The 20133-nt window shown below is 64.3% G+C and carries 14 protein-coding genes; 8 read left to right on the plus strand and 6 right to left on the minus strand.

Features of this window, described 5'->3' with window-relative positions; genetic code table 11:
* Window positions 1–326 precede the first annotated feature (326 nt).
* Window positions 327–698, plus strand: coding sequence for a serine hydrolase domain-containing protein (locus tag ASE82_RS00005; protein ID WP_435368529.1), 372 nt, complete (start codon window positions 327–329; stop codon window positions 696–698).
* Between the two features lie 203 nt (window positions 699–901).
* Here ASE82_RS00005 and ASE82_RS00010 read toward each other — a convergent pair whose 3' ends face one another.
* Window positions 902–1387: a Fe2+-dependent dioxygenase gene (locus ASE82_RS00010; RefSeq protein WP_200910627.1), complete on the minus strand. Its 486-nt coding sequence runs from the start codon at window positions 1385–1387 to the stop codon at window positions 902–904.
* Window positions 1388–1564, minus strand: coding sequence for a hypothetical protein (locus ASE82_RS19745; RefSeq protein WP_200910628.1), 177 nt, complete (start codon window positions 1562–1564; stop codon window positions 1388–1390). It abuts the gene before it with no gap.
* 89 nt (window positions 1565–1653) lie between these two features.
* Between ASE82_RS19745 and ASE82_RS00015 the strand changes: the two genes are divergently transcribed.
* Both ASE82_RS00015 and ASE82_RS20220 read left to right on the plus strand, forming a co-directional pair.
* Window positions 1654–1962 (plus strand): hypothetical protein, encoded by a 309-nt coding sequence (locus tag ASE82_RS00015; RefSeq protein ID WP_156348707.1) that lies wholly within the window; start codon window positions 1654–1656, stop codon window positions 1960–1962.
* Window positions 1963–2013: 51 nt separating this feature from the next.
* Window positions 2014–2145, plus strand: coding sequence for a hypothetical protein (locus tag ASE82_RS20220; protein WP_268795386.1), 132 nt, complete (start codon window positions 2014–2016; stop codon window positions 2143–2145).
* A 563-nt stretch (window positions 2146–2708) separates the two neighbouring features.
* Here the strand turns inward: ASE82_RS20220 and ASE82_RS00020 are convergent.
* Window positions 2709–4253: a GH39 family glycosyl hydrolase gene (locus ASE82_RS00020; RefSeq protein ID WP_235524295.1), complete on the minus strand. Its 1545-nt coding sequence runs from the start codon at window positions 4251–4253 to the stop codon at window positions 2709–2711.
* 455 nt (window positions 4254–4708) lie between these two features.
* Here ASE82_RS00020 and ASE82_RS00025 point away from each other — a divergent pair, with 455 nt between their 5' ends.
* From ASE82_RS00025 to ASE82_RS00040, 4 genes are read left to right on the plus strand one after another with little or no spacing between them, the layout of a single operon-like run.
* The gene (locus ASE82_RS00025) at window positions 4709–7846 is read left to right on the plus strand and encodes a TonB-dependent receptor (protein WP_082440925.1); all 3138 of its coding nucleotides are present in this window, start codon (window positions 4709–4711) and stop codon (window positions 7844–7846) included.
* A gap of 54 nt (window positions 7847–7900) precedes the next feature.
* Entirely contained in the window at window positions 7901–9451 is a 1551-nt protein-coding gene (locus tag ASE82_RS00030) for a tryptophan halogenase family protein (RefSeq protein WP_056057256.1), read from the plus strand.
* Window positions 9448–10980 (plus strand): tryptophan halogenase family protein, encoded by a 1533-nt coding sequence (locus ASE82_RS00035; protein ID WP_056057258.1) that lies wholly within the window; start codon window positions 9448–9450, stop codon window positions 10978–10980. Before ASE82_RS00030 ends, ASE82_RS00035 begins: the two co-directional genes overlap by 4 nt.
* A complete protein-coding gene (locus ASE82_RS00040) occupies window positions 10977–13223 on the plus strand; it encodes a hypothetical protein (protein WP_235524300.1) in 2247 nt (748 codons plus the stop codon). The genes ASE82_RS00035 and ASE82_RS00040 overlap by 4 nt, the downstream gene beginning before the upstream one ends.
* 65 nt (window positions 13224–13288) lie before the next feature.
* On the opposite strand, the gene ASE82_RS00045 is transcribed toward ASE82_RS00040, so the two are convergent.
* Genes ASE82_RS00045 through ASE82_RS00055 form a run of 3 tightly spaced genes read right to left on the minus strand, consistent with a single transcriptional unit; the run spans window position 13289 to window position 18149 of the window.
* Complete coding sequence (locus ASE82_RS00045) at window positions 13289–14920, minus strand: alpha-L-fucosidase (protein ID WP_056059444.1); 1632 nt, start codon at window positions 14918–14920, stop codon at window positions 13289–13291.
* 2 nt (window positions 14921–14922) lie between these two features.
* Window positions 14923–15720 (minus strand): SGNH/GDSL hydrolase family protein, encoded by a 798-nt coding sequence (locus ASE82_RS00050; protein WP_200910629.1) that lies wholly within the window; start codon window positions 15718–15720, stop codon window positions 14923–14925.
* A 14-nt stretch (window positions 15721–15734) separates the two neighbouring features.
* Entirely contained in the window at window positions 15735–18149 is a 2415-nt protein-coding gene (locus ASE82_RS00055; protein WP_082440929.1) for a glycoside hydrolase family 31 protein, read from the minus strand.
* A 190-nt stretch (window positions 18150–18339) separates the two neighbouring features.
* Here ASE82_RS00055 and ASE82_RS00060 point away from each other — a divergent pair, with 190 nt between their 5' ends.
* The gene (locus ASE82_RS00060) at window positions 18340–19974 is read left to right on the plus strand and encodes a DUF5597 domain-containing protein (RefSeq protein ID WP_056057265.1); all 1635 of its coding nucleotides are present in this window, start codon (window positions 18340–18342) and stop codon (window positions 19972–19974) included.
* Window positions 19975–20133: the final 159 nt, after the last annotated feature.

The raw sequence follows: 20133 nt of genomic DNA on the forward strand, positions 1-20133 counted from the left end.
CGAGGTCAGGTCGACCCCGATCCAGGCATCGTACGTGAAGGGGCTGCAAATCTCATCTGCTGTCAAAATGCAGCCGCCGCGATACACCATCTTGTGGGGCGTCGCTGACGCGGATCGGTCGGCGGCGGCGGGGGGCTCGGCTAGCCTAGTCGCGTCGAACCATTATGTCGCAAGCAGGTCGCTGACGGGCGTTGATAATGGATTTGGTATCCAGGCGGGTTATGCTCGCTGCCCCTTGCACCGGAGCGCTCGCTATAACCGTGGCGGCAGGTGCATCAGCCGCGACGACGCCCAGCACCCTTGCCAACTTGCCGGCCTGGATGGGCTTGGCATCCGTACGGGGCGCGAGCTGGGCAGTGCTGGAAGGCTCCGGAGCAGTCTCGCCCGGTGTGGTCGTCTATGCAGAGGCCAATACGGTGCTCGCGACACCCGAACCTCTGTTCGAAGCGGCATCTCTGTCCAAGGTGGTTCTGGCGGTCGCGGTTCATGACATAGTGCGGGAAGGCCTGATCGATCTGGATCGACCAGTGGCCGAGCATGTCGCGTTCACCGACGATGGCGTGACGCGGTCGATCACGCCTCGCTACCTGCTCTCTCACTCTAGCGGCCTGCCTGATTGGCGCGACGAAGCGAACGAGCCGCTAACAAGCTCGTTCGCTCCCGGCACCGCTTCCGCTACGCTGCCTTGGCCTGGCTGAAGTGACCTCTGCCGGCCCATTGGGCTCCGTTCGACATCAGGGTAGCCGTGTTGGGGTTACAGCCCTATCCGTCAGTGCTTCGTAGTCCGTTCCGACCGTGAATGCACATGAACGGACGTCCGCGTCCGCGTCTGGGCTATGAACGAGAGGCTCTCAGGGGCCGGATGTGGGCCTAGCGTTACCTAATGGTCCAAAGGTCAGTCTCAATCTTCGGCCCAGCGCCTGAGCAGGTTGGACTGCGTCTTTGCCAGCAGGTCCAGTTCGGGCGTCTTGCCAAGGCGGTCGAACAGGGCGTGCCGTGCCGTTTCCAGATCGAACAGGAGTTCGCGGGCATCGGCATCGCGGATCAAGCTGCGTACCCAGGTTACGGCGGCGAGGCGCTCGCCGGATACGACCGGCGCGACGCGGTGCAGCGCCGTCGTCGGATAGACCACTGCATCGCCTGCCGCGAGTTTCACGTCCTGTTCGCCCGCCGCGGACTCGATCACCAGTTCGCCGCCTTCGTACGTGTCGGGCTCTGACAGGAATATCGTAACGGACACGTCGGTGCGCATGCCGCCCATGATCGCGTCGTCGACATGGCTGCCATAGGCCATGCCAGGTTCGTAGCGGCTGAACAGCGGCGGGCGAACCACGTGCGGTCGTGTGGCCATCCGGAACAACGGGTTCGCGAGCAACCGGTCGACCACCTAGTCCTGCATGTCGGCCAACAGCGGGTCGGCGCGGTCCACCTGCTCGTTGCGCTTGACCGGGCGGGCTTCGCGACCAGCGGTCCGGCGCCCATCGACATAACGCGTCTTGCCGAGATTATCTCGCAGCGACTGGAGATTGTTGGCGTCCAGAACGTTGGCAATCATGATCAACATCAAGTTTCTCGTCGCGTCGGCGTGACGTCGGGACGAGTCCCTATCAGTCCAAGGCCATGTGGCCAACGTATTGGCGAGTAAGGAATAGTATGCGTACGAAATTGTGGATGGGCGTTGGCGCCTTCGTCGTCGCGCAATCCGGTCAGGGGATCCTGGCCGAAGTGGCAGCCAAACCTCTGGCGCCGTCCGTCGACCAGGTCGGCGAAGGCGGCGAGAACGAGCGCGGCGAGGGTGAGGGCGAAGGTGAGGGGCGACACGTCGTGCGCTCGACCAAGTCGAGCCATGTCGTCCGCAATCCCCGTCGCGCGCGTGCCGCGCAACAGCATGCGGGCCAGCGCGGCGAAGGCGAATATGAAGGTGGCGAGAACGAAGCTGGTGAAGGCGAGGGCGAACGCTGACTCTCGGTCAAAAATGAGGAGGAGCCAGTCTGGGATCACGCGCACACTCACATGAGCCGTGGCGGCGATAAACAGTATACCTGGTTAAAAAGCGAGATCGTCTCGCACCGGCTGATCCTGGACCTGAGCGTCTTTAGTGCGATTATAACGCTGGGAACGGTGCTGGCGGCATCGCAAGCCTAGGCGCTGCTCAGCCACTCCGCCTCGCTGACAACGACACGTCCCTGAAATCGGTGGCCGGGCGGGCTGATGGCCACCTCATGCGCGCTTCGGTTCGACCGTTCGTCGGACCCGCATCGTGCGATGAGGTCTCCCGCAAAAACGATTGTCTTTCAGGCAAATCGGCTAATCGGTCGTCGTTCCCGGCTGACCGTTTGCATCGAAACACTGCATTGTCACGGATCGCCGTCACTATCGGTAAGGGCTACGATGACGTGACCCGCCGGGTGGGGATCGTGGTCGATCAACCAGTCGCGGGCTTTCCTGACCATTTGCGCCGGCCGTCTACTGCCATCCCCTTCCATGCGGACCAGGATAATTTCTCGTGCCAGCGCCTGTGAGGCGCTGTTCGCGCATCGCCAACGCGACTTGTTCAGGACAAGTATCGGCGCCGATCCTTGCCGAGTTACAGTTGCTACCTCCGGTTCGTGGCCAGTTTTCTGTGCTGTAGGATCGGTGAAACTATCGAGTTGCGACGATTCAAGAGATTTGAAATTCCCTATAAAATTGGATGTCTTCGATTGTGGTTAATTGTGGCGCAGTTCCACCATCGCGACGTCTTGTTCGCGCATTGGTAGCGTCAGTCGATAAGGCTTTCCCGCGCGGACATGAATAGTGCTGATAAGCGGGGCGTCGGTCGTAACGCTTTGCAGTTTTTGCAGCTGCGCATCAGTCAACTTGGCGGGACGGCCCATTTCCAAGTAGGTCGAATACGCGTCGTTCTGCTGGAAGCCGGTGCGCCGCGTCCGTAGCTGGTATGATCCCGGCTTCAATCCTGTCAGGTCGAGCGTGAGCGGCGTGGTCAGTGCAGGCTTGCGCAGCTTGGTAAAGAACGGGCGATTGCTGACGGGCTGATTTGGCAACACCGCTCGCCAGGCCAGCACCTGCAATGTTCCATCTTTCAATGTGGCGATGGTCTGGTCATCGCCGGTGGGCAATTCACGGTCGCCGAGATCCGCCAGATACTTGTACGCGAACCACGATGCCTTGCGCACGCCTTGCGGCGTCATCAGTCCGAAGCCGCCCTCGAACGGTCGGGCTTGTGGGCCCGGCTCTTCGAACAAGTCGCTGTAAGTCCAGTAACTCATGCCCTGCGCCAGTCCCTCGGTCCGACGGAGCTTCGACAAGATGTACGCAGCGCTCAGATAATCATCGTGAATGGGATCGCGCGGATTGTAGCTGGTACTCCATTCGGTGAAAAAGAGCGGCAGGCTGGATCGCCCGGCTGCTTCCATTTCCTTGCGAACCTTACGCACATCCTGAACAATAGCATCCGGATTACGCGAGAGTTTGTTGTCGCCCTCACCTTTTTCGTCCAGAAAGCCGCCTTCGACGCCGTAGGTGTGCGTCGTGATGAAGTCGACCGGAACGCTGTTCGTCTTGGCGTATGCGAGAAATTCGGGGATCCATGCCGCGCCCGCGGTCGATGGTCCACCGATGCGCAACTGTGAGTCGATCGCCTTAATCGTGTGCGCCGTCCGGGCATAATAATCGAAATACGCCTGCTGGTCCGCTTTCTCCCAGAAACCGTCCAGGTTCGGCTCGTTCCAGAATTCGAAATACCAACTGCGCACTTCCTTCGCCCCATAGCGTGACACCGCATGCCGAACGAACGCATCGACCAAAGCCGTCCATTTTGCGGGCTCTGGGTGGGAGGTATTACCCTTCCAGTAAAAGAGCGTTTGGTCGGATTGTTTCATGCCGTCGGGCGTGAAGCCGAGTTCCACAAACGGCTTCAAGTCCATCTTCAACAAATTATCATACAGATAATCAATACGACGCCAGTCATAAACGGGCTTGCCGGCAACTTCCCGATACACATGCAGTTGATCGGCAAAGATGTTGTGGAAGCGAATGTGTCGGAAGCGAAGTTCCTTCTGCACCGTTCGCAGTTGCTCCAGACTATCATGACGGATGAGCGTGCCCGGATAATCCGCGCCGATAGACATTTCCGCCATTCGATTTCGCGGTTGGGTTTTACCCTGAACATTGACCGCAATGACGTGGGGCGCAGTCTTTTGCGCGATCGCGTCACTTGGAACTGAGAGGCCCAGAACGATCCCGATTGCCAATGCGGATGCCCGTGCTGCGTACCGAAAATGCATTCTGTGCTACCCCGCTGAAGCCGTCGACGTACGATGATAGCCTTATCAAGGCAATTTCATGCGGTTCGCCTGGTTCGAACCACATAATGCCGAGGTCGGTGCCGGAACAAGAGCCTGCCGTTTCCGGGGGAATGTCGGAGTGGCGGAGCAGGGCCGGTAATATCCAGGCCCCGGCTCGTGGCTCGACAGGCGAAATTTGGAGTGATGGCAGCGAGATGAGGGGTAATTGCGACGAAGCCGCGCTCTTGGCGGCTGTCCAAGGGACCTCATCACGGCGGCGGGGCAGGCTGCATAAAAGATGACGTATTATTCAATTGTCCTATAATAGTGTTAGGGCTAACGCCGACGTAGAAGCATCGTGACGAGAAGATGCAGCTAGAGGATGTGGCGTCCCAACGGGTGCCGCATAATGGGGGGGATTTATGAGCGTTTTCACTACCGATTCCGGTCGACGTTGGCATGCCGCAGCCGCAATGCGCGCCGGTGTGTCCTTGGCAGCGCTGCTCGCTGCCGGCGTTAGCGGCAATGCCTGGGCACAGGCCGAGACGCAGGCCATATCGCCAAACACGACGCAGGCAGCAGCACCGGGACAGGGTCCCGGCGATCCGGCCGCTGACCAGGGCGATGGCGACATCGTCGTCACCGGCCGTCGCGCCGCACTGGAGGCGGCGGACGAGCGCAAGCGTCGCAGCGAAACGATCGTCGACTCGATCGTGGCCGACGATGCCGGCAAGCTTCCCGACAACTCGATCACCGAGGTTCTTCAGCGTGTCTCGGGCGTGTCGATCGTGCGCTTTGCAGCACTCGGCGATCCCGATCACTATTCCGTCCAGGGTTCGGGCGTGCAGGTCCGCGGCCTGACCGGCGTGGCGTCGCGCCTCAACGGCCGCGAGATCTTCAGCGCGAACAACGGCCGCGCGATCCTGTGGAGCGACGTGACGCCCGAGCTGATGTCGGCGGTCGACGTCTACAAGGCATCGACGGCGGACCTGATCGAGGGCGGCACCGGCGGTCAGATCGATCTGCGTACCAAGCTGCCGTTCGACTTCAACGGCAAGTTCCACATCGCGGGCACCGGGGAGCTCGCGCTCGGCGACATGGCGAACAAGGCCGATCCTTCGGGCTCCGTGCTGGTCACCGACTCGTTCGATACGCCGATCGGCCGGATCGGCCTGCTCGGCGACGTCGCGTTCAGCCAGTTCAGCTCGCTGTCGCAGTTCATCCGCGTCAGCCCCTATTTCAAGACGAAGCTCGGCGATGGCAGCGAGCGGTACGTCCCCAGCGGCTTCGCGTATGGCGACGAGGCGTTCCAGTACAAGCGCTACGGCATCTACGGTGCGGCGCAGTGGCAGCCGGCGGAATCGCTGACCTTCACCGGCAGCTTCTTCCAGTCGCGCTACAAGAGCCAGTCGAGCGACTACGGTACGCAGCTCGATTCGCAGACGCTGGCGGTCGATCCGGCGAGCAGCACGTTCGACAGCAACGGCCTGCTGACCAAGACGAACGCACTGTTCAATCGCGATACGGGGACGTTCCTGCCTACCGGCGGCTCGGTCAACAGCAGCGGCAACAAGGGTTTCGTGGAGAGCAATACGCGGACACGCGATTACTCGCTGTCGTTCGCGTGGGCGCCGGATGACAGTCATCTGTCGCTGAAGGGATCGCTGCAGCGTGTCGATTCACGCCAAATCTACGACCGCGTCGACATCTTCCGCGACATCGGGTTCGGCCAGAGTTTCGGGATGGACCTGACGGGCGACCTGCCGCAGATCACCGTCGGTCCGGCGACGCAGGCGTCTTTCGCCAATCCAGCGAACTATTTCTGGACGGCATCGATGCCGCACAACGAACGCAACAAGGGTCGGCTGGACGCCGGGCAGCTCGATGCCGAATACAAGTTCGACGACAGCTTCTTCCGGTCGGTCAAGGTCGGCGGCCGCTATGCAAAGCGGACTGAGCGCGACCTTGCGAACGGCTATAACTGGGCGGCGCTCGGCCGCGGCTGGAATGGCGATCCGCAGCTGACCTATGCCAACGCGGCACCGGGCGACGTCGCCAGCCACGCGTTCAAGGACTTCTTCCGCGGCGACACGACCCTGCCGGGCAACCTGATGTTCGCGTCGGAAAGTCTGGCGGACCGGTTCAACGTCAATCGCACCGGGCTGGTACAGTCGCCGCCGACCAACTTCTGTGGTCCCCCGACTATTGACGATGACAACAACCCGGCTACGCCGAACGTCCCCAATCCTCTCTGGAACGATTGCTCGTCCAAGGGCCCATTGCCGGCCACTGGCTATGGCGGCCTTTCGGGGATCCGAGCACCGGGCTTCGTCCTCCCAGGCGACGAGGTGCAAAATCGTACCAAGAACATCGCGGGCTATGCGCTGGTGCGGTTCGGGCCCCAGGGGGATGCTCGTGGCATCTCCGGTAACGTAGGTGTGCGGGTCGTGCACATTGAGAACGAGGGCAGCGGGTTCATCCAGCAGAATGGCGGCACTGTCTTTATCCGCAATGGCGCTCAGGTTTCGCTCGCGAACACCTTCCTAGCGCGCGGCGGCAAGGCGGATTTCACGCGCGTTCTGCCGTCGGTCAATATCGAATATGCGCCGACCGACCGGATCAAGGTGCGCGGCGGGTACAACATCACGATGGATCTGCCGACCTTCAACGCGCTGCGCGCGTCGGGGTCGATCGGTGTGGCGACGACACCCAGCCAGACTCCGGGCGGGATCGGGACGTTCAACAACTTCACCGCGGACACCGGCAATCCGTTGCTGAAGCCGACGCTGTCGAACAACTTCGACGTCTCGCTCGAATATTACGGACGTGCGGGGACGTCGTTCCACATCGCGCCGTTCTACAAGCGGCTGACCAACCTCCCAATCTATGCGCTGACGACCCGGCAGGTCACCGTCCAGTTCACCGACGGAACGACGGAGAACGTCTCGGCATCTGCAACCGACTATAGCAACGCGACCAAGGCGGCGACGGTCAAGGGCGTCGAAGTCGGGGGACGCTTCTTCTTCGACATGCTGCCGGGCGCGCTTGCCGGTATCGGTTTCGAGGGCAACTACACGTTCATCAAGAGCAGCAATCCGGGCGATGCCTACCGCGATATCACCGGTGCCAGCAGGAACGATGCGCCGCTGGTGGGTCTGTCGAAGCACAACCTAAACGCGACGTTGCTTTATGAGCGCAATCCGATCTCGTTGCGGATCGCGTACTCGTGGCGCTCGCAATATCTGTTGTCCACGAACAGCAACGGCACGAACGGTACGTACACCTATTACAGCGCGCCGGGCGTCGTCAGCAATCAGGATGGCGGCCTCGATCCCACCACTCAGATCGCGCTGCCGATCTATGGCGGCAACTACGGGTCGATCGATGCCGGCGTCCGCTTCAAGGTGACCGACTATCTGTCGTTCGGCGTGCAGGGGACCAACCTGACCGCGTCGACGCAGCGCACGCTGATGGGGGGCTACCCTGGCGGCAAGCTGGTCGGGCGTAGCTGGTTCCAGGCCGATCGTCGTATCAGCACTGGTATCAACCTCGCCTTCTAACGATGATACGCTGCTCGCCGACACCGTGTCGGCGAGCAGCAAAGCGAGGCTGTAATGACCAAGCGGATCCTGATCGTGGGCGGTGGCACCGCCGGGTGGCTGACCGCGGGCTATCTCGCCAAGCGGCTCGGCGCGGACCTGCCGGGCGGTGTCGCGATCACGCTTGTCGAGTCGCAAGACATTGGGATCCTTGGGGTCGGTGAGGGGACGTTCCCGACGATCCGGCGGACGCTCGCGACGATCGGGATCGACGAGGCCGACCTGATCCGTCGTTGCGGTGCGACGTTCAAGCAGGGTGCCAAGTTCGTGCACTGGCGCCACGCGCCGGGGCAGGGGGCGACCGATCATTACTCGCATCCCTTCCAGGTCGCGGATTCAAGCGATGGCCTCGACCTGCTGCCGTATTGGCTGCTGGGGCATGGCGGTCCGGAGAATTGGGACGAGGTCTCCAATCCGCAGAAAAAAGCCTCCGACCGGCATCGCGCACCCAAATTGCCTACCAATCCCGATTATGTCGGGCCGCTCAACTACGCGTTCCACTTCGACGCGGTGGCGCTGGCCGGTCTGTTGCGCGAGCAGGGGGTAAAGAACGGCGTCCGGCACCTGACCGACACCGTGAGCGAGGTGCTGCTCGATGCCGAGGGTGCGATCGGCGGCGTGCGCACCGAGCGGAACGGCGTTCTGGACGCGGATCTCTATATCGACTGCACCGGCTTTCGCGCCGAACTGATCGGCAAGGCGATGAAGGTTCCGTATCGCTCGTGCCGGGACGTCCTGTTCTGCGATCGCGCGATCGCGGCGCAGCTACCCTATGCGCGGCCCGACGATCCGATCGCCTCCTACACGATCTCGACCGCGCAGAAGAACGGATGGATCTGGGATATCGGGCTCGATCGCCGGCGGGGCATCGGCCATGTCTACTCGTCCGATCATGGCGACGACGAGACGGCGGAGCGCGTCCTGCGGGGCTATCTCGGCGCGGCGGGTGAAAAGGCCGATGTGCGCCATTTCAAGTTCGATGCGGGCTACCGCGAGGTCAACTGGTACAAGAACTGCGTCGCGGTCGGGCTGTCGAGTGGTTTCTTCGAGCCTCTTGAAGCGACCGGCATCGCGTTTGCAGAGGTGTCGGCGGGAATGATCGCCAACCTGTTCCCGTGGGGCGGCGATTACGAGACGTCCGCGCGTCAGTTCAACGCGAACATGCTCCGCCGCTACGAGCGCGCGCTCGATTTCATCAAGCTCCATTATTGCATCTCGGAACGGCGCGACACGGCGTTCTGGCGCGACAACGTGGCCGACACGTCGGTGCCGGACAGCCTGCTGGAACTGCTCGACCGGTGGCGCTTCCGGCCACCCAACGAGCTCGACATCGACGGCCAGGTCGACATCTTCACCGAGGCGAGCTGGCAGTATGTGCTGTACGGCATGGGGTGGAAGACGGACCTGAGCGCGAAGGCCGGTGCCCTGCGCTATCACGAGGATGCGCGGCGCGCGTTCGCCGAGGTACAGCGTCAGGCGCGCTATGCGATCGCGAATCTCCCGTCGAACCGGGACCTCGTCGCATACGCCCAGACCCACAGCTTTGGTGCGCGGGCCGCGGCATGACCAGCGACGGTGCCGCCCGAGTCACGAAGGTCGTCATCGTCGGCGGCGGCACGGCAGGCTGGATGACCGCCGCTGCGCTGTCGCGGCTAGTGCCGAGCGGCGTATCGGTCACACTCGTCGAATCCGAGGAGATCGGCACAGTCGGCGTCGGCGAGGCGACGATCCCGCCGCTGCTCGACTTCAACCGCATGCTGGGGATCGACGAAGACGCGTTCGTCCGCGCGACCGGCGCGACGTTCAAACTGGGGATCGAGTTTCGCGACTGGGTTCGGCTCGGCGACGCGTATCTGCATCCGTTCGGCACGCATGGCCGTGATATCGGCGGGGTGTCGTTCCATCAGCTCTGGCTCCGTCAGGCCGCGTTGGGCAACCCCGATCCGGGACCGATCGGCGACTATTGCCTGTCGGCAGTCGCAGCGCGTCGCGGGCGGTTCACCCGGCCGAGCGCCAATCCCGAATCGGTCCTGTCGACCTTGTTCTACGCGTTCCACTTCGATGCCGCCTTGTACGCGAAGCTCCTGCGCGACATGGCGGAGCAGGACGGCGTGGTCCGCGTCGAGGGTCGCGTGGTCGCGGTCGAGAGGGACGCAGGGACGGGATTCATCGAGGCGGTGCGGCTCGAAGGCGATCGCCGCATCGACGGTGAATTGTTCATCGACTGCAGCGGTTTCCGATCGTTGCTGCTGGGCGACGCGCTGGACGTTCCGTTCACGAGCTGGAAGCATTGGCTGCCATGCGACCGGGCCTGGGCGGTGCCGAGCCAGCGACAGGGAGGTCTGACCCCGTACACGCGCGCGACCGCCGATACCGCCGGATGGCGCTGGCGCATCCCGCTTCAGCACCGGGTCGGCAACGGGTACGTCTATTCCAGCGCACACATCGACGACGACGATGCAAGGCGCGCGCTTTTGGCGGGGTTGGAAGGGGAGGCGTTGGGCGAACCACGCCAGTTACGCTTCGAGGCAGGTCGACGGGACCGACTATGGGAGCGGAACTGCGTCGCGATCGGGCTCTCCGGCGGCTTTCTCGAGCCGCTCGAGTCCACCAGCATTCATTTGATCCAGTCGGGCATTACGCGACTGATGAGCCTGTTTCCCGACCTGGGGTTCGGCGTGACCGAGATCGACGAGTATAACCGCGTGATGCTGCGCGAATACGAACAGGTCCGCGATTTCATCATCCTGCATTATCACGCGACCGAGCGATCGGACTCGCCGTTCTGGGACCGGTGCCGGACGATGGCGATCCCGGCGTCGCTGTCGGCCAAGCTGGCGCTCTGGTCGGGGAAGGCGCGGGTGTTTCGCGAACAGGGGGAATTGTTCACCCCAGATGGCTGGATCGCGGTGCTGCTCGGCCAAGGCATCCGGCCGGCGTCGTTCGACCCCCTGGCCAGCGCGCTGCCGGCCGACGAGTCCGCGCGGTTCCTGGCGCATGTTCGGGACGTGATCGACAAGACAGCTGCGGCGATGCCGACGCACGAGGCGTTCATCGCCCAGAACTGCGCTGCACGAACGCACCAAGCGGCATGATCCCGTTACGGCGCACAGGCGGACGGCTGGCCTCGACAAGGCGGCTGCGCATCGTCGCGACGACGGCGTTGCTGCTGGCGTCCCTCGCAACGCCGGGGTCCGCCCGCGCGCCGGACGCGGTGGCGTATCGCTGGACCAACGTGACGGTCGGCGCGGGCGGGTATGCGCCCAACATCGTATTCAGCGCGGTGGAGCGGGGGCTCGCCTATCTCCGGACCGACATGGGTGGCGCGTATCGCTGGGACGAAAAGATCGCGCGCTGGGTGCCGCTGCAGGACGGTAACGCGGTGCCGAGCTACATGGGTATCGAGAGCATCGCGCCCGATCCCCGCGATCCCGATGTCGTCTACATGGCGGCAGGGGTGGGTGCCAGCCAGCCCGCGGCAATCCTGCGATCCGCCGACCGGGGACGATCTTGGCGGATCACGCCCGTCCCGTTCGCGATGGGCGGCAACGAGGATGGTCGCGGGCTCGGCGAGCGGCTCGCGATCGATCCCAATGCGACGAGGCGGCTGTTCTTCGGCTCGCGGCACGACGGCTTGTGGCGCAGCGACGATGCCGGCGCGACCTGGGCAAAGGTCGCGCGCTTTCCGGTCGCGGGGCTGGCGCGCCCCGGTTTTCGCCGGACGCATGGTGGGATCGCCTTCGTCGCGATCGATCCTACCAGCGGCGGGGCAGGCCGACCGTCCCGACGCGTGTGGGCCGGCGTTGCCGATCCGGGCGCCACGCATCTGTATCGTTCGGACGATGCCGGCGAGACGTGGATCGCGGTGACGGGCCCGGCGCTGCTCGCGGCGAAGGGCGTCGTCGATCCGCGGGGCGTGCTGTGGGTCGGCTATGCGAGCGGGCTGGGGCCGAGCGGCATCGCGACCGGCGCGGTGTGGCGCTACGATCGCGACGGCACCGGCCGCGACGTGACCCCTGCCGCGTGGCGCGATACCGGGGCGGAGGGCGCATTCTTGGGCGTTGCGGTGTCCGCGATGTCGCCGGGAACCGTCGCGGTCAGCACCGTCGACCGCTACAAACACCGGGATTCGCTCTGGATCAGCCGCGACGACGGCCGAAGCTGGGACGATGTCGGGCCGCGCAGCCGGCGCGACGTGTCGGCGACGCCGTTCCTGTTGCACGAGGGGAAGGGTGCCGATTTCGGCCACTGGATCTCCGGCCTTGCGATCGATCCGTTCGATCCTGGTCATGTCGCCTACACGACCGGCGCGACGGTCTACGCGACCCGCGCGCTCACACGTTCGGGCGCGGTCGACTGGGCGCCCTGGACCCGCGGGATCGAACAGACGGCGATCATCACGCTCGCGTCGCCGACTGGGGGCGCTCCGCTGATCTCGGGGTTCGGTGACCTCGCCGGCTTCGTGCACGACGATCTCGACCGCTCGCCGCGGCCGACGTTCGTCGATCCGTACATGTCGAACACCAACACCATCGACTACGCCGGGATGGCGCCGAACGTCGTCGTCCGAAGCGGCAGCCTGTACCTGGACAGGCCGCGCGACGCGTCGATGGGGCGGTCGGAGGACGGCGGCCGCACCTGGACCGAGATCACCGTGCCGGCGATGGGCAATCCACCGCGGCGCGAGGACCTGAACGGCGATTGGCCGATCACCGTATCGGCCGACGGCACGACGATGGTCGTAGCGACCCCGGTCCCGCAGGTGTCGCGCGACGCCGGCCGTCATTGGTCGATCGTCGCCGGGCTGCCGGGCAAGATCCGTGCAGTCGCCGACAAACGCGACCCAAGGGTTTTCTACGCGGTCGACGTTCTGCATGGGCGGGTGCTGGTGTCGCGCGATGCTGCGGCAAGTTTTTCCGTCGTCGCGGCACGAGGGCTGCCGGCCGATCTCAAGCCGGTCGGCCGGCAAGGTCGCGAAGCGCAGAGCAGCCTTGTGGCCGACCCCGACCGCACGGGAACATTGTGGCTGCTGGCGGGCGAACGGCTGTTCCGGAGCATCGACGGCGGCGCGAACTTCGCGCCCGCGCATGGTGAGCTGCGGGTCGAACTCTTCGGTCTCGGCCGGAACGGTGTGTTCGCGATAGGAACGCTCGCCGGTGTCCGGGGGGGCTGGCGCTCGGTGGATCAAGGACGGTCCTGGGCGCGGATCGACGACGACGCGCATCGCTGGGGCGGCCGCTACCGCGTCATCTCCGGCGATCCCAGGCGCGAGGGACGGGTCTATATCGGCACGGACGGCCGCGGCCTGTTCTACGGCGATCCGATCGCGGCGCGATAATCCGGCGCTCACGAACGCCCGGCATGCGTCGCTAGGGTCGGCTCGAACGAGCGGATCGTCGAAAGCTAGACCAGGCCGCGGCCTTCCAGCTTCAGGACGGGGACGAAACCCTCGCCGGGGTTGGCGGGCATCGTCAGGTGCAGCCCGCGTGCATCGCGGTGGTGCGCCAAGCTGCCGCCGCCGAGCAGGGTTACGCGTTCGACGACGCCGTCGGCGAAGCGGTTGCGTCCCAGTGCTTCGATCGTGACCTCGCCCTGCGGCCAGCCAAGGAACAGCGCGTAGAGCGCCCCCTTGTTGGTGGTGAAGCGCACGTCGCGCGACGTGAACACGCCCGAAGACTGCTCGTTCTGCATGCCGGCCTGGAGCTTGGTCGGGCCTTCGCCGTAGATGCGCCATGGCCGCGAGCCGAAGATCGCCTCGTCGTTGACCGCGATCCAGCGGCTCATGCCGTCGAGGATCTTCTCCTCCTCGCCGTCGATCGAGCCGTCGCCGGGCTGCGGGATCGAGAGCAGCAGGTTGCCGTTCTTCGAGACGACATCGGCAAGCCGCTGGATGACCTGTTCGGCGGTCTTGTAGCTTTTGTCGGTGAGCCGCGCGACGTTGTAGAACCAGTCACCGATGCACGTATCGGTCTGCCACGGCTCGTCCCACAGATGATCGGTGAAGCCGCGCTCGACGTCCTGGACCAGCCCGAACCGCGCATAAGGCTTTAGCTGCTTGGCGGTCAGCACGACGTCGATCTTGCCGTGCCAGGCGATCGAGCGGTTATAGTAATCCGCTGCTGCCTGGAGCCCGATCGGGCCGAACGGCAGCTCGTAATCGTCGAAATAGCAGAAGTCGGGCTTGTACTTGTCGATCAGGTCGGTCTGGCGCAGCAGCCATTTCGCGGCATAGCCCGGATCGTTCGGCGGCGGCGTTTCGATCCACTGGCCATCGTTCGCATCGTGCCACGCGTTCATCGCCGCCACCGTGTCGATGCCGTTCGGCAGGACCGCGTGCGCGCCGGTGTAGAGCTGTTGCGGATCGAGCCCGTCCCACCATGTGCCGCGGCCGTCGGCGGTGCGCAGTTTGAACGCGTCGTATCGCTGGCCCTTCAGCGGACCGGTCGGGTCATAGCCATAGGCGGTCTGATACCAGTGCCAGCTATGCGCGGCGTGGTTCGAGACGCCGAACTTGAGCCCGGCTTTCCGCGCGGCCTTTTCCCAAGTGCCTACGACGTCGCGCTTCGGCCCGACGCGGAGCGAATTCCAGGCGTGATAGCGGCTGTCGTAGCAGTCGAGATTGTCGTGATGATTGGCGAGCGAGACGAAATATTTCGCCCCCGCCTTGGCATAGCGGGCGATCAGCGCGTCGGGATCCCAACGATCCGCGGTCCAGCGGTTCATCACCTCCATCATCCCCGACTTGGTCGGATGACCGTACGTCTTGAGGTGATGTTCGTAGGCAGGGTGCCCCTGCATGTACATGAAGCGGCCGTACCAGTCGCCCTGCTCGGGCACCGACTGCGGCCCCCAATGCGACCACAGGCCGAGCTTCGCGTCGCGGAACCACTCGGGGTAGCGATAGTGATCGACCAGCGATTGCCAGGTCGGTTGCACCGGGCCCCGCGCCAGCCCCATCGGGCTCTGCGCTAGCGCAAGTGTTGCGGGACCAAGTGCGGCGATCCCGGCGAGAACTGAACGGCGGCTGAGATCGATACTCACTTGGCTGCGACGGTCCGGCGGATCGCGGCGAGCGCCAGCGGGCGCATCACCGCATAGCCGGCGGGGGTCGGGTGGACGCCGTCGCTCGCCAGCCCCGGCTTCATCGCGCCCTCGGGCGTGGCAAGCGCGGTGTAGTAATCGACATAGGTGAAGCCGTTCTTCGCAGCATAGGCCTTCAACCAGCTATTGAGCGCGCGGATCTGCGGCACCGGCTGCTTGTCCTTGCTCCACGGAAAGGCGGCGGCGGGCGGGGTCGAGGCGATGATGACCTTGATGCCGTTCGCACGCGCGAGGTCAGCCATGCTGGCGATGTTTCCCTGCACGATTGCCATCGTCGAGGCGCCGGTGTTGCCGGCGATGTCGTTCGTGCCCGCCATGATGTGGACCGCGCGCGGCTTGAGCGCGATCACGTCCTCGCGGAAGCGCACCAGCATCTGCGGCGTGGTCTGCCCGCCGATGCCGCGATCGATCAGTCCGCCGGTGAACAACGCTGAGTCCGCGCCGATCCAGTTGTCGGTGATCGAATCGCCCATGAAGACGACGCGCACAGGCATGCGGGATGCCTTCAGCTGTTCGTTCTGCGGGCGGTACCGGCACAACTGGCCGAAGTCGCGCGTGAGCATGTGCAGCTTCCAGGCCTCCCATCCGGCGCCATCGGTCGGCGACGGATGCGCGGGGCAGGGGGCCGCGACGATCCCGACCGGATCACCGGCATAGGGATCGCCCGGGACATTGGTCTGTGCCGCGGCGGCCGACGAGGTCGCCGCCAGCGCCGCAATGGCGATGCCGCGCATCACTTCCCCGCGCATCACTTAGCCGAGACGATCTGGACCAGCGACGCGGCGTCCTGCCCGGTCGGCAGCTTGCCCGATGCCGTGAGCCTCCGGGTCTTGTCGTCCCAGCGCACCACTGCCTTGCGCCCACCCTTGGTGCGATAGTCGTTGGTCACGCCGTCATCGTCGTACAGCGCGAAGTTGGCATCTGCGCCCGGATACACGCGGATGCTCTCCAAGGCCTGGGCCGTCGCTGTGCTCGGCACCTGGACGCCCATCGGGATGATCGATCCGGCGCGCACGAACAGCGGGATCTTGTCGATCGGCGCATTCGCGGTGACGGTCTGGCCGCCCGTGAAGCGCTGGTTGGTCCAGTAGTCATACCATTCGGCACCCGCCGGCAGATAGACCTGGCGGCTGGTCTTGCCCTGTTCGGTGACGGGCGCGACCAGGAAGGCGGGGCCGAACATATATTCGTCGCCCATGTCGGCGACGTTGGGATCGTTCGGGAAATCCATGAACAGCGCGCGCATCATCGGCGCATTGCTCTCGTACGTGTGGCGCCCGAGCGAATAGATATACGGCATCAGCGAGTAGCGCAGCTTCAGGAAGTTCGCGAGGACCGGCTCGGCCGCGGTGCCGTACTGCCAGATCGCGGTGGCCGGCCGCTGGCCGTGGATCCGCAACGTCGGCGTGAATACGCTGTATCCGAACCAGCGCGTGAACAGCTCGGGATAATCCGCGTAGTCGGGCGCCATCGCGGTCGCGCCCGCTGGATCGAGCAACACCGGGCGTGTCGCCTTGGGCCCGTTGGGCCATTGCCAGCCGCCGATGTCGCTGCCCCAATAGGCCATGCCGCTGGCGGTGAAGCCGAGCCCGGCGGGCACCTGCCGGTGCAGCGCCTCCCAGGTCGACTTGATGTCCGACGACCAGAACAGCCCGCCGTTGCGCTGTGCGCCGAGATAGGCCGCGCGCGACAGGATCAGGTTGCGCATCGTGGGGCGATCCTTCGCCGACCCGTCCGCCACGCTCATCGTGTGGAGCAGCGGGAAGACGTTGTGATAGCGATCGCCCGAGCCGATCGAATAGAAGCTGCCGTCGGGCACCAGATCAGGTTCGGTCTCGTCGAGCCAGAACCAGTCGAAGCCCTGGCTGGCGATGTTGTCGCGGATCCGGTCCCAAAACCAGTGGCGCGCATCGGGGTTGGTGCTGTCGAGCAACGCGCCCGCGCGGTCGGAGCGGATCGGCAGGCCGTCGACGACGTTGCCGTCCTTGTCCTTCAGCAACCAGCCCTTGGTCGACAGCAGGTCGAAGTAGCGCGATTCCTTTTCGAACCGCGGCCAGACGCTGATGATCGAATGCATGCCCATCGACTTGAGCTTGTCGTTCATGCCCTTGGGATCGGGGAAATAATTCCGGTCGATGTCGAGCTGACCCATGCGCGACCAATAGAACCAGTCGAGCACCATGATGTCGAGCGGCAGGCCGCGGCTGCGATATCCGTTGGCGACGTCGAGCAGTTCCTTCTCGGTCTCGTACCGCGCTTTGCTCTGGATGAGACCGAACGCGGCCTTTGGCGGCAGCGGCGTGGTGCCGGTCAGCGTGGCGTAGCCGGCATAGATTTCGTCGGTAGTGGCGCCGGCGATGACGAAGAACGAGACGCGCTCGCCGACTTCCGACTGCCAGTGCGTCGCGCTGTGCAGGCCGGGAGACATGACCGTCGAGGACGGGTTGTCCCAGACGATGCCGTAACCCTTGTTGGTGACCATGAACGGTACGCACACCGTCTCGCCCGCCGGTGCATCGTAATTGTGGCGGCAATCGATCGTGCGGCCGCGAAGGTCGAGCTTGCCTTCCTGGTTCTGGCCGAGGCCGTAATAATGCTCGTCCGCGGGCGAGGCGAAGCTCGCGCCGACGCGGAACGTCTTCTCGCCGTTGACGGTGTGCGGCGCCATTTCCCAGCCGGTCATCTGCGTCAGCATCGAGCCGTCGGGCTTGCGGATCGTCACCGATACGGGCGGCAGCGACGGCGCGAAATAGCGCTCCATCTGCGACGGCGCCTTGGGCCAGGGCTTGGCGTCGACCGACAGCGACAGTGCGGACGAGGTGAAGACGTCGGCGCCTGCATCGCTACGATGCGTCCAGCCGGCGGCATCGGGCTTTGCGTTGGGACCATCGCCGGGGGGCGCGTCGACCTGGCCACGGTCGGTCGCGATCGTCACGCGGACGATGTTCGGGGCATAGGCCTCGACCGAAACCAGGCTCCCGTTGCGGTCGACCGTCGCGATCGGTGCGGCAAAGGAGGTGGTGCCGAGCGTCGCGAGCGCGACACCAATAGCCAACCGTGCGACCAGGCGCGACGACCAGCCCCGCGACGAGCGGTCTAGTCGCGACGTCTTGCCGGACTGATCGGACGGCTGCGTGACGACACGGGCTGGGGCAATATGCATTAAAATCCTCTCCACGGGCTTATGCCCTTACGGTAACGCGATCATGGCCGGAACGGCGATTTTGTCGTATAATTGCAGATACGGGAGATGGATCAACTGTATTTCCGTTGATCGTCGCACCCCGGGACTAGAAATCCGGGCGTAACCCGTTCGCTTTGCGCTCACGGAGAAGGATGCAGTCTTGGTTCGTATGAATAAGCTAATCGCGGGCGTGGCCCTTTCCGTGTCGTTGAGCGGCGGTACCGCGTCCGCGCAGACCATGACCGAGGTTCCGCGGATCGTCAGCAAGGCGGGCCGGCATGCGCTGCTCGTCGACGGTGCGCCGTTCCTGATGCTGGGCGCGCAGGTCAACAACAGCAGCAACTACGCGTCCGCGCTGCCGCAGGTGTGGCCGATGCTCGACCGGATCCATGCGAACACCGTCGAGATCCCGATCGCTTGGCAGCAGGTCGAGCCGGTCGAGGGCAGATTCGACCTGAGCTTTCTCCAGACGCTGCTCGATCAGGCGCGGATGCACGACAAGCGCGTCGTGCTGCTCTGGTTCGGGACGTGGAAGAACACTTCGCCCGGCTACACGCCGGATTGGTTCAAGGCCGACAATCGCCGTTTTCCGCGGATGAAGATGAAGGACGGCACCGACCATTATGTCCATTCGCCGATGTTTCGCGCGACGCTGGAGGCGGACAAGCGCGCGTTCGTCGAGGTGATGAAATATCTGAAGGCGCATGATCCGCAGAACACGGTGATCATGGTGCAGCCCGAGAACGAAGTCGGCAGCTATCGCTCGCCGCGCGACTACGGCCCGCAGGCCAATGCGGTGTTCGCAAAGCCGGTGCCGGCAGATCTGGCCAAGGCGCTGAAGAAACCGGGTGGCAGTTGGACGCAGATGTTCGGCGCGCAGGCCGACCGGGCGTTCAACACCTGGCACACGGCGCGCTTCGTCGACGAGATCGCCGCGGCGGGCAAGGCGATCAAACCGTTACCGATGTACGTCAATGCGTCGCTTGCGGGGCCCTCGAACGTGCCCGATCCGACCGGAGTCGCGAGCGGCGGACCGCAGCAGGACGTGCTCGACATCTGGAAGGCGGCCGCGCCCGCGATCGATTTCCAGGCGCCCGATATCTACGACCGCGACGCGGGTCATGTCGCGCTGTACCTCGACGCGTATGCGCGGCCCGACAATGCGCTGATGGTACCCGAGATCGGCAATGCGAAGGAGTTTGCGCGGTTCTTCTATGCGGCGCTCGGGCGCGGTGCGATCGGCTACGCGCCGTTCGGCATGGATGACACCGGGTATTTCAACTATCCGCTCGGGGCGAAGGCGCTCGACGACGACACGGTAGACGCGATCGGGCTGAAATACGCGGTCCTATCGACGATGGCGCGCGACTGGGCGAAGATCGCGTACGAGCATCCGACCTGGGGCGCGGCCAAGCCCGACGAGAGCACGGGGCCGACCGCTCCTCAGTTGACCACCATGGGGAACTGGACGATCGCCACCAGCTACGGCGAATGGCAGTTCGGTCAGAAGGACTGGACCTGGATCAAGTCCGAGCCGCCCGTCTGGGCGAAGCAGCCTGTGGGCGGCGTTGCGGTCGCACATCTGTCGCCGAACGAATTTCTCGTAGTCGGCGATCACGTCCGCCTGAACTTCGGGACGGCGAAGGATGGCCCGAAGAACGGTTCGGTATTCCGCGTCGAAGAAGGTCGCGTGGTCGACGGACGATGGGTGATGAGCCGCGTGTGGAACGGCGACCAGACCGACTACGGGATCAACCTCACCACGCCGGTCATTCTCAAGGTGATCATGGGTAGTTACAAGTAACTGCGCCGGGCTCGACCGATATCAGGCAATGGGGAGGGCTCTATAGTGCTGCTCGCGATCGGTGTTCTTTCTTCGTCGTAGCGCATCGCGGATGCCATGAACCTGCACCGCGTCATGGCTTCGGGCTGCGCCGGAGAATTCGGTGTTGGCGCTGGAACA

It is taken from the genome of Sphingomonas sp. Leaf230, assembly GCF_001421745.1.
Classification (GTDB): Bacteria; Pseudomonadota; Alphaproteobacteria; order Sphingomonadales; family Sphingomonadaceae; genus Sphingomonas.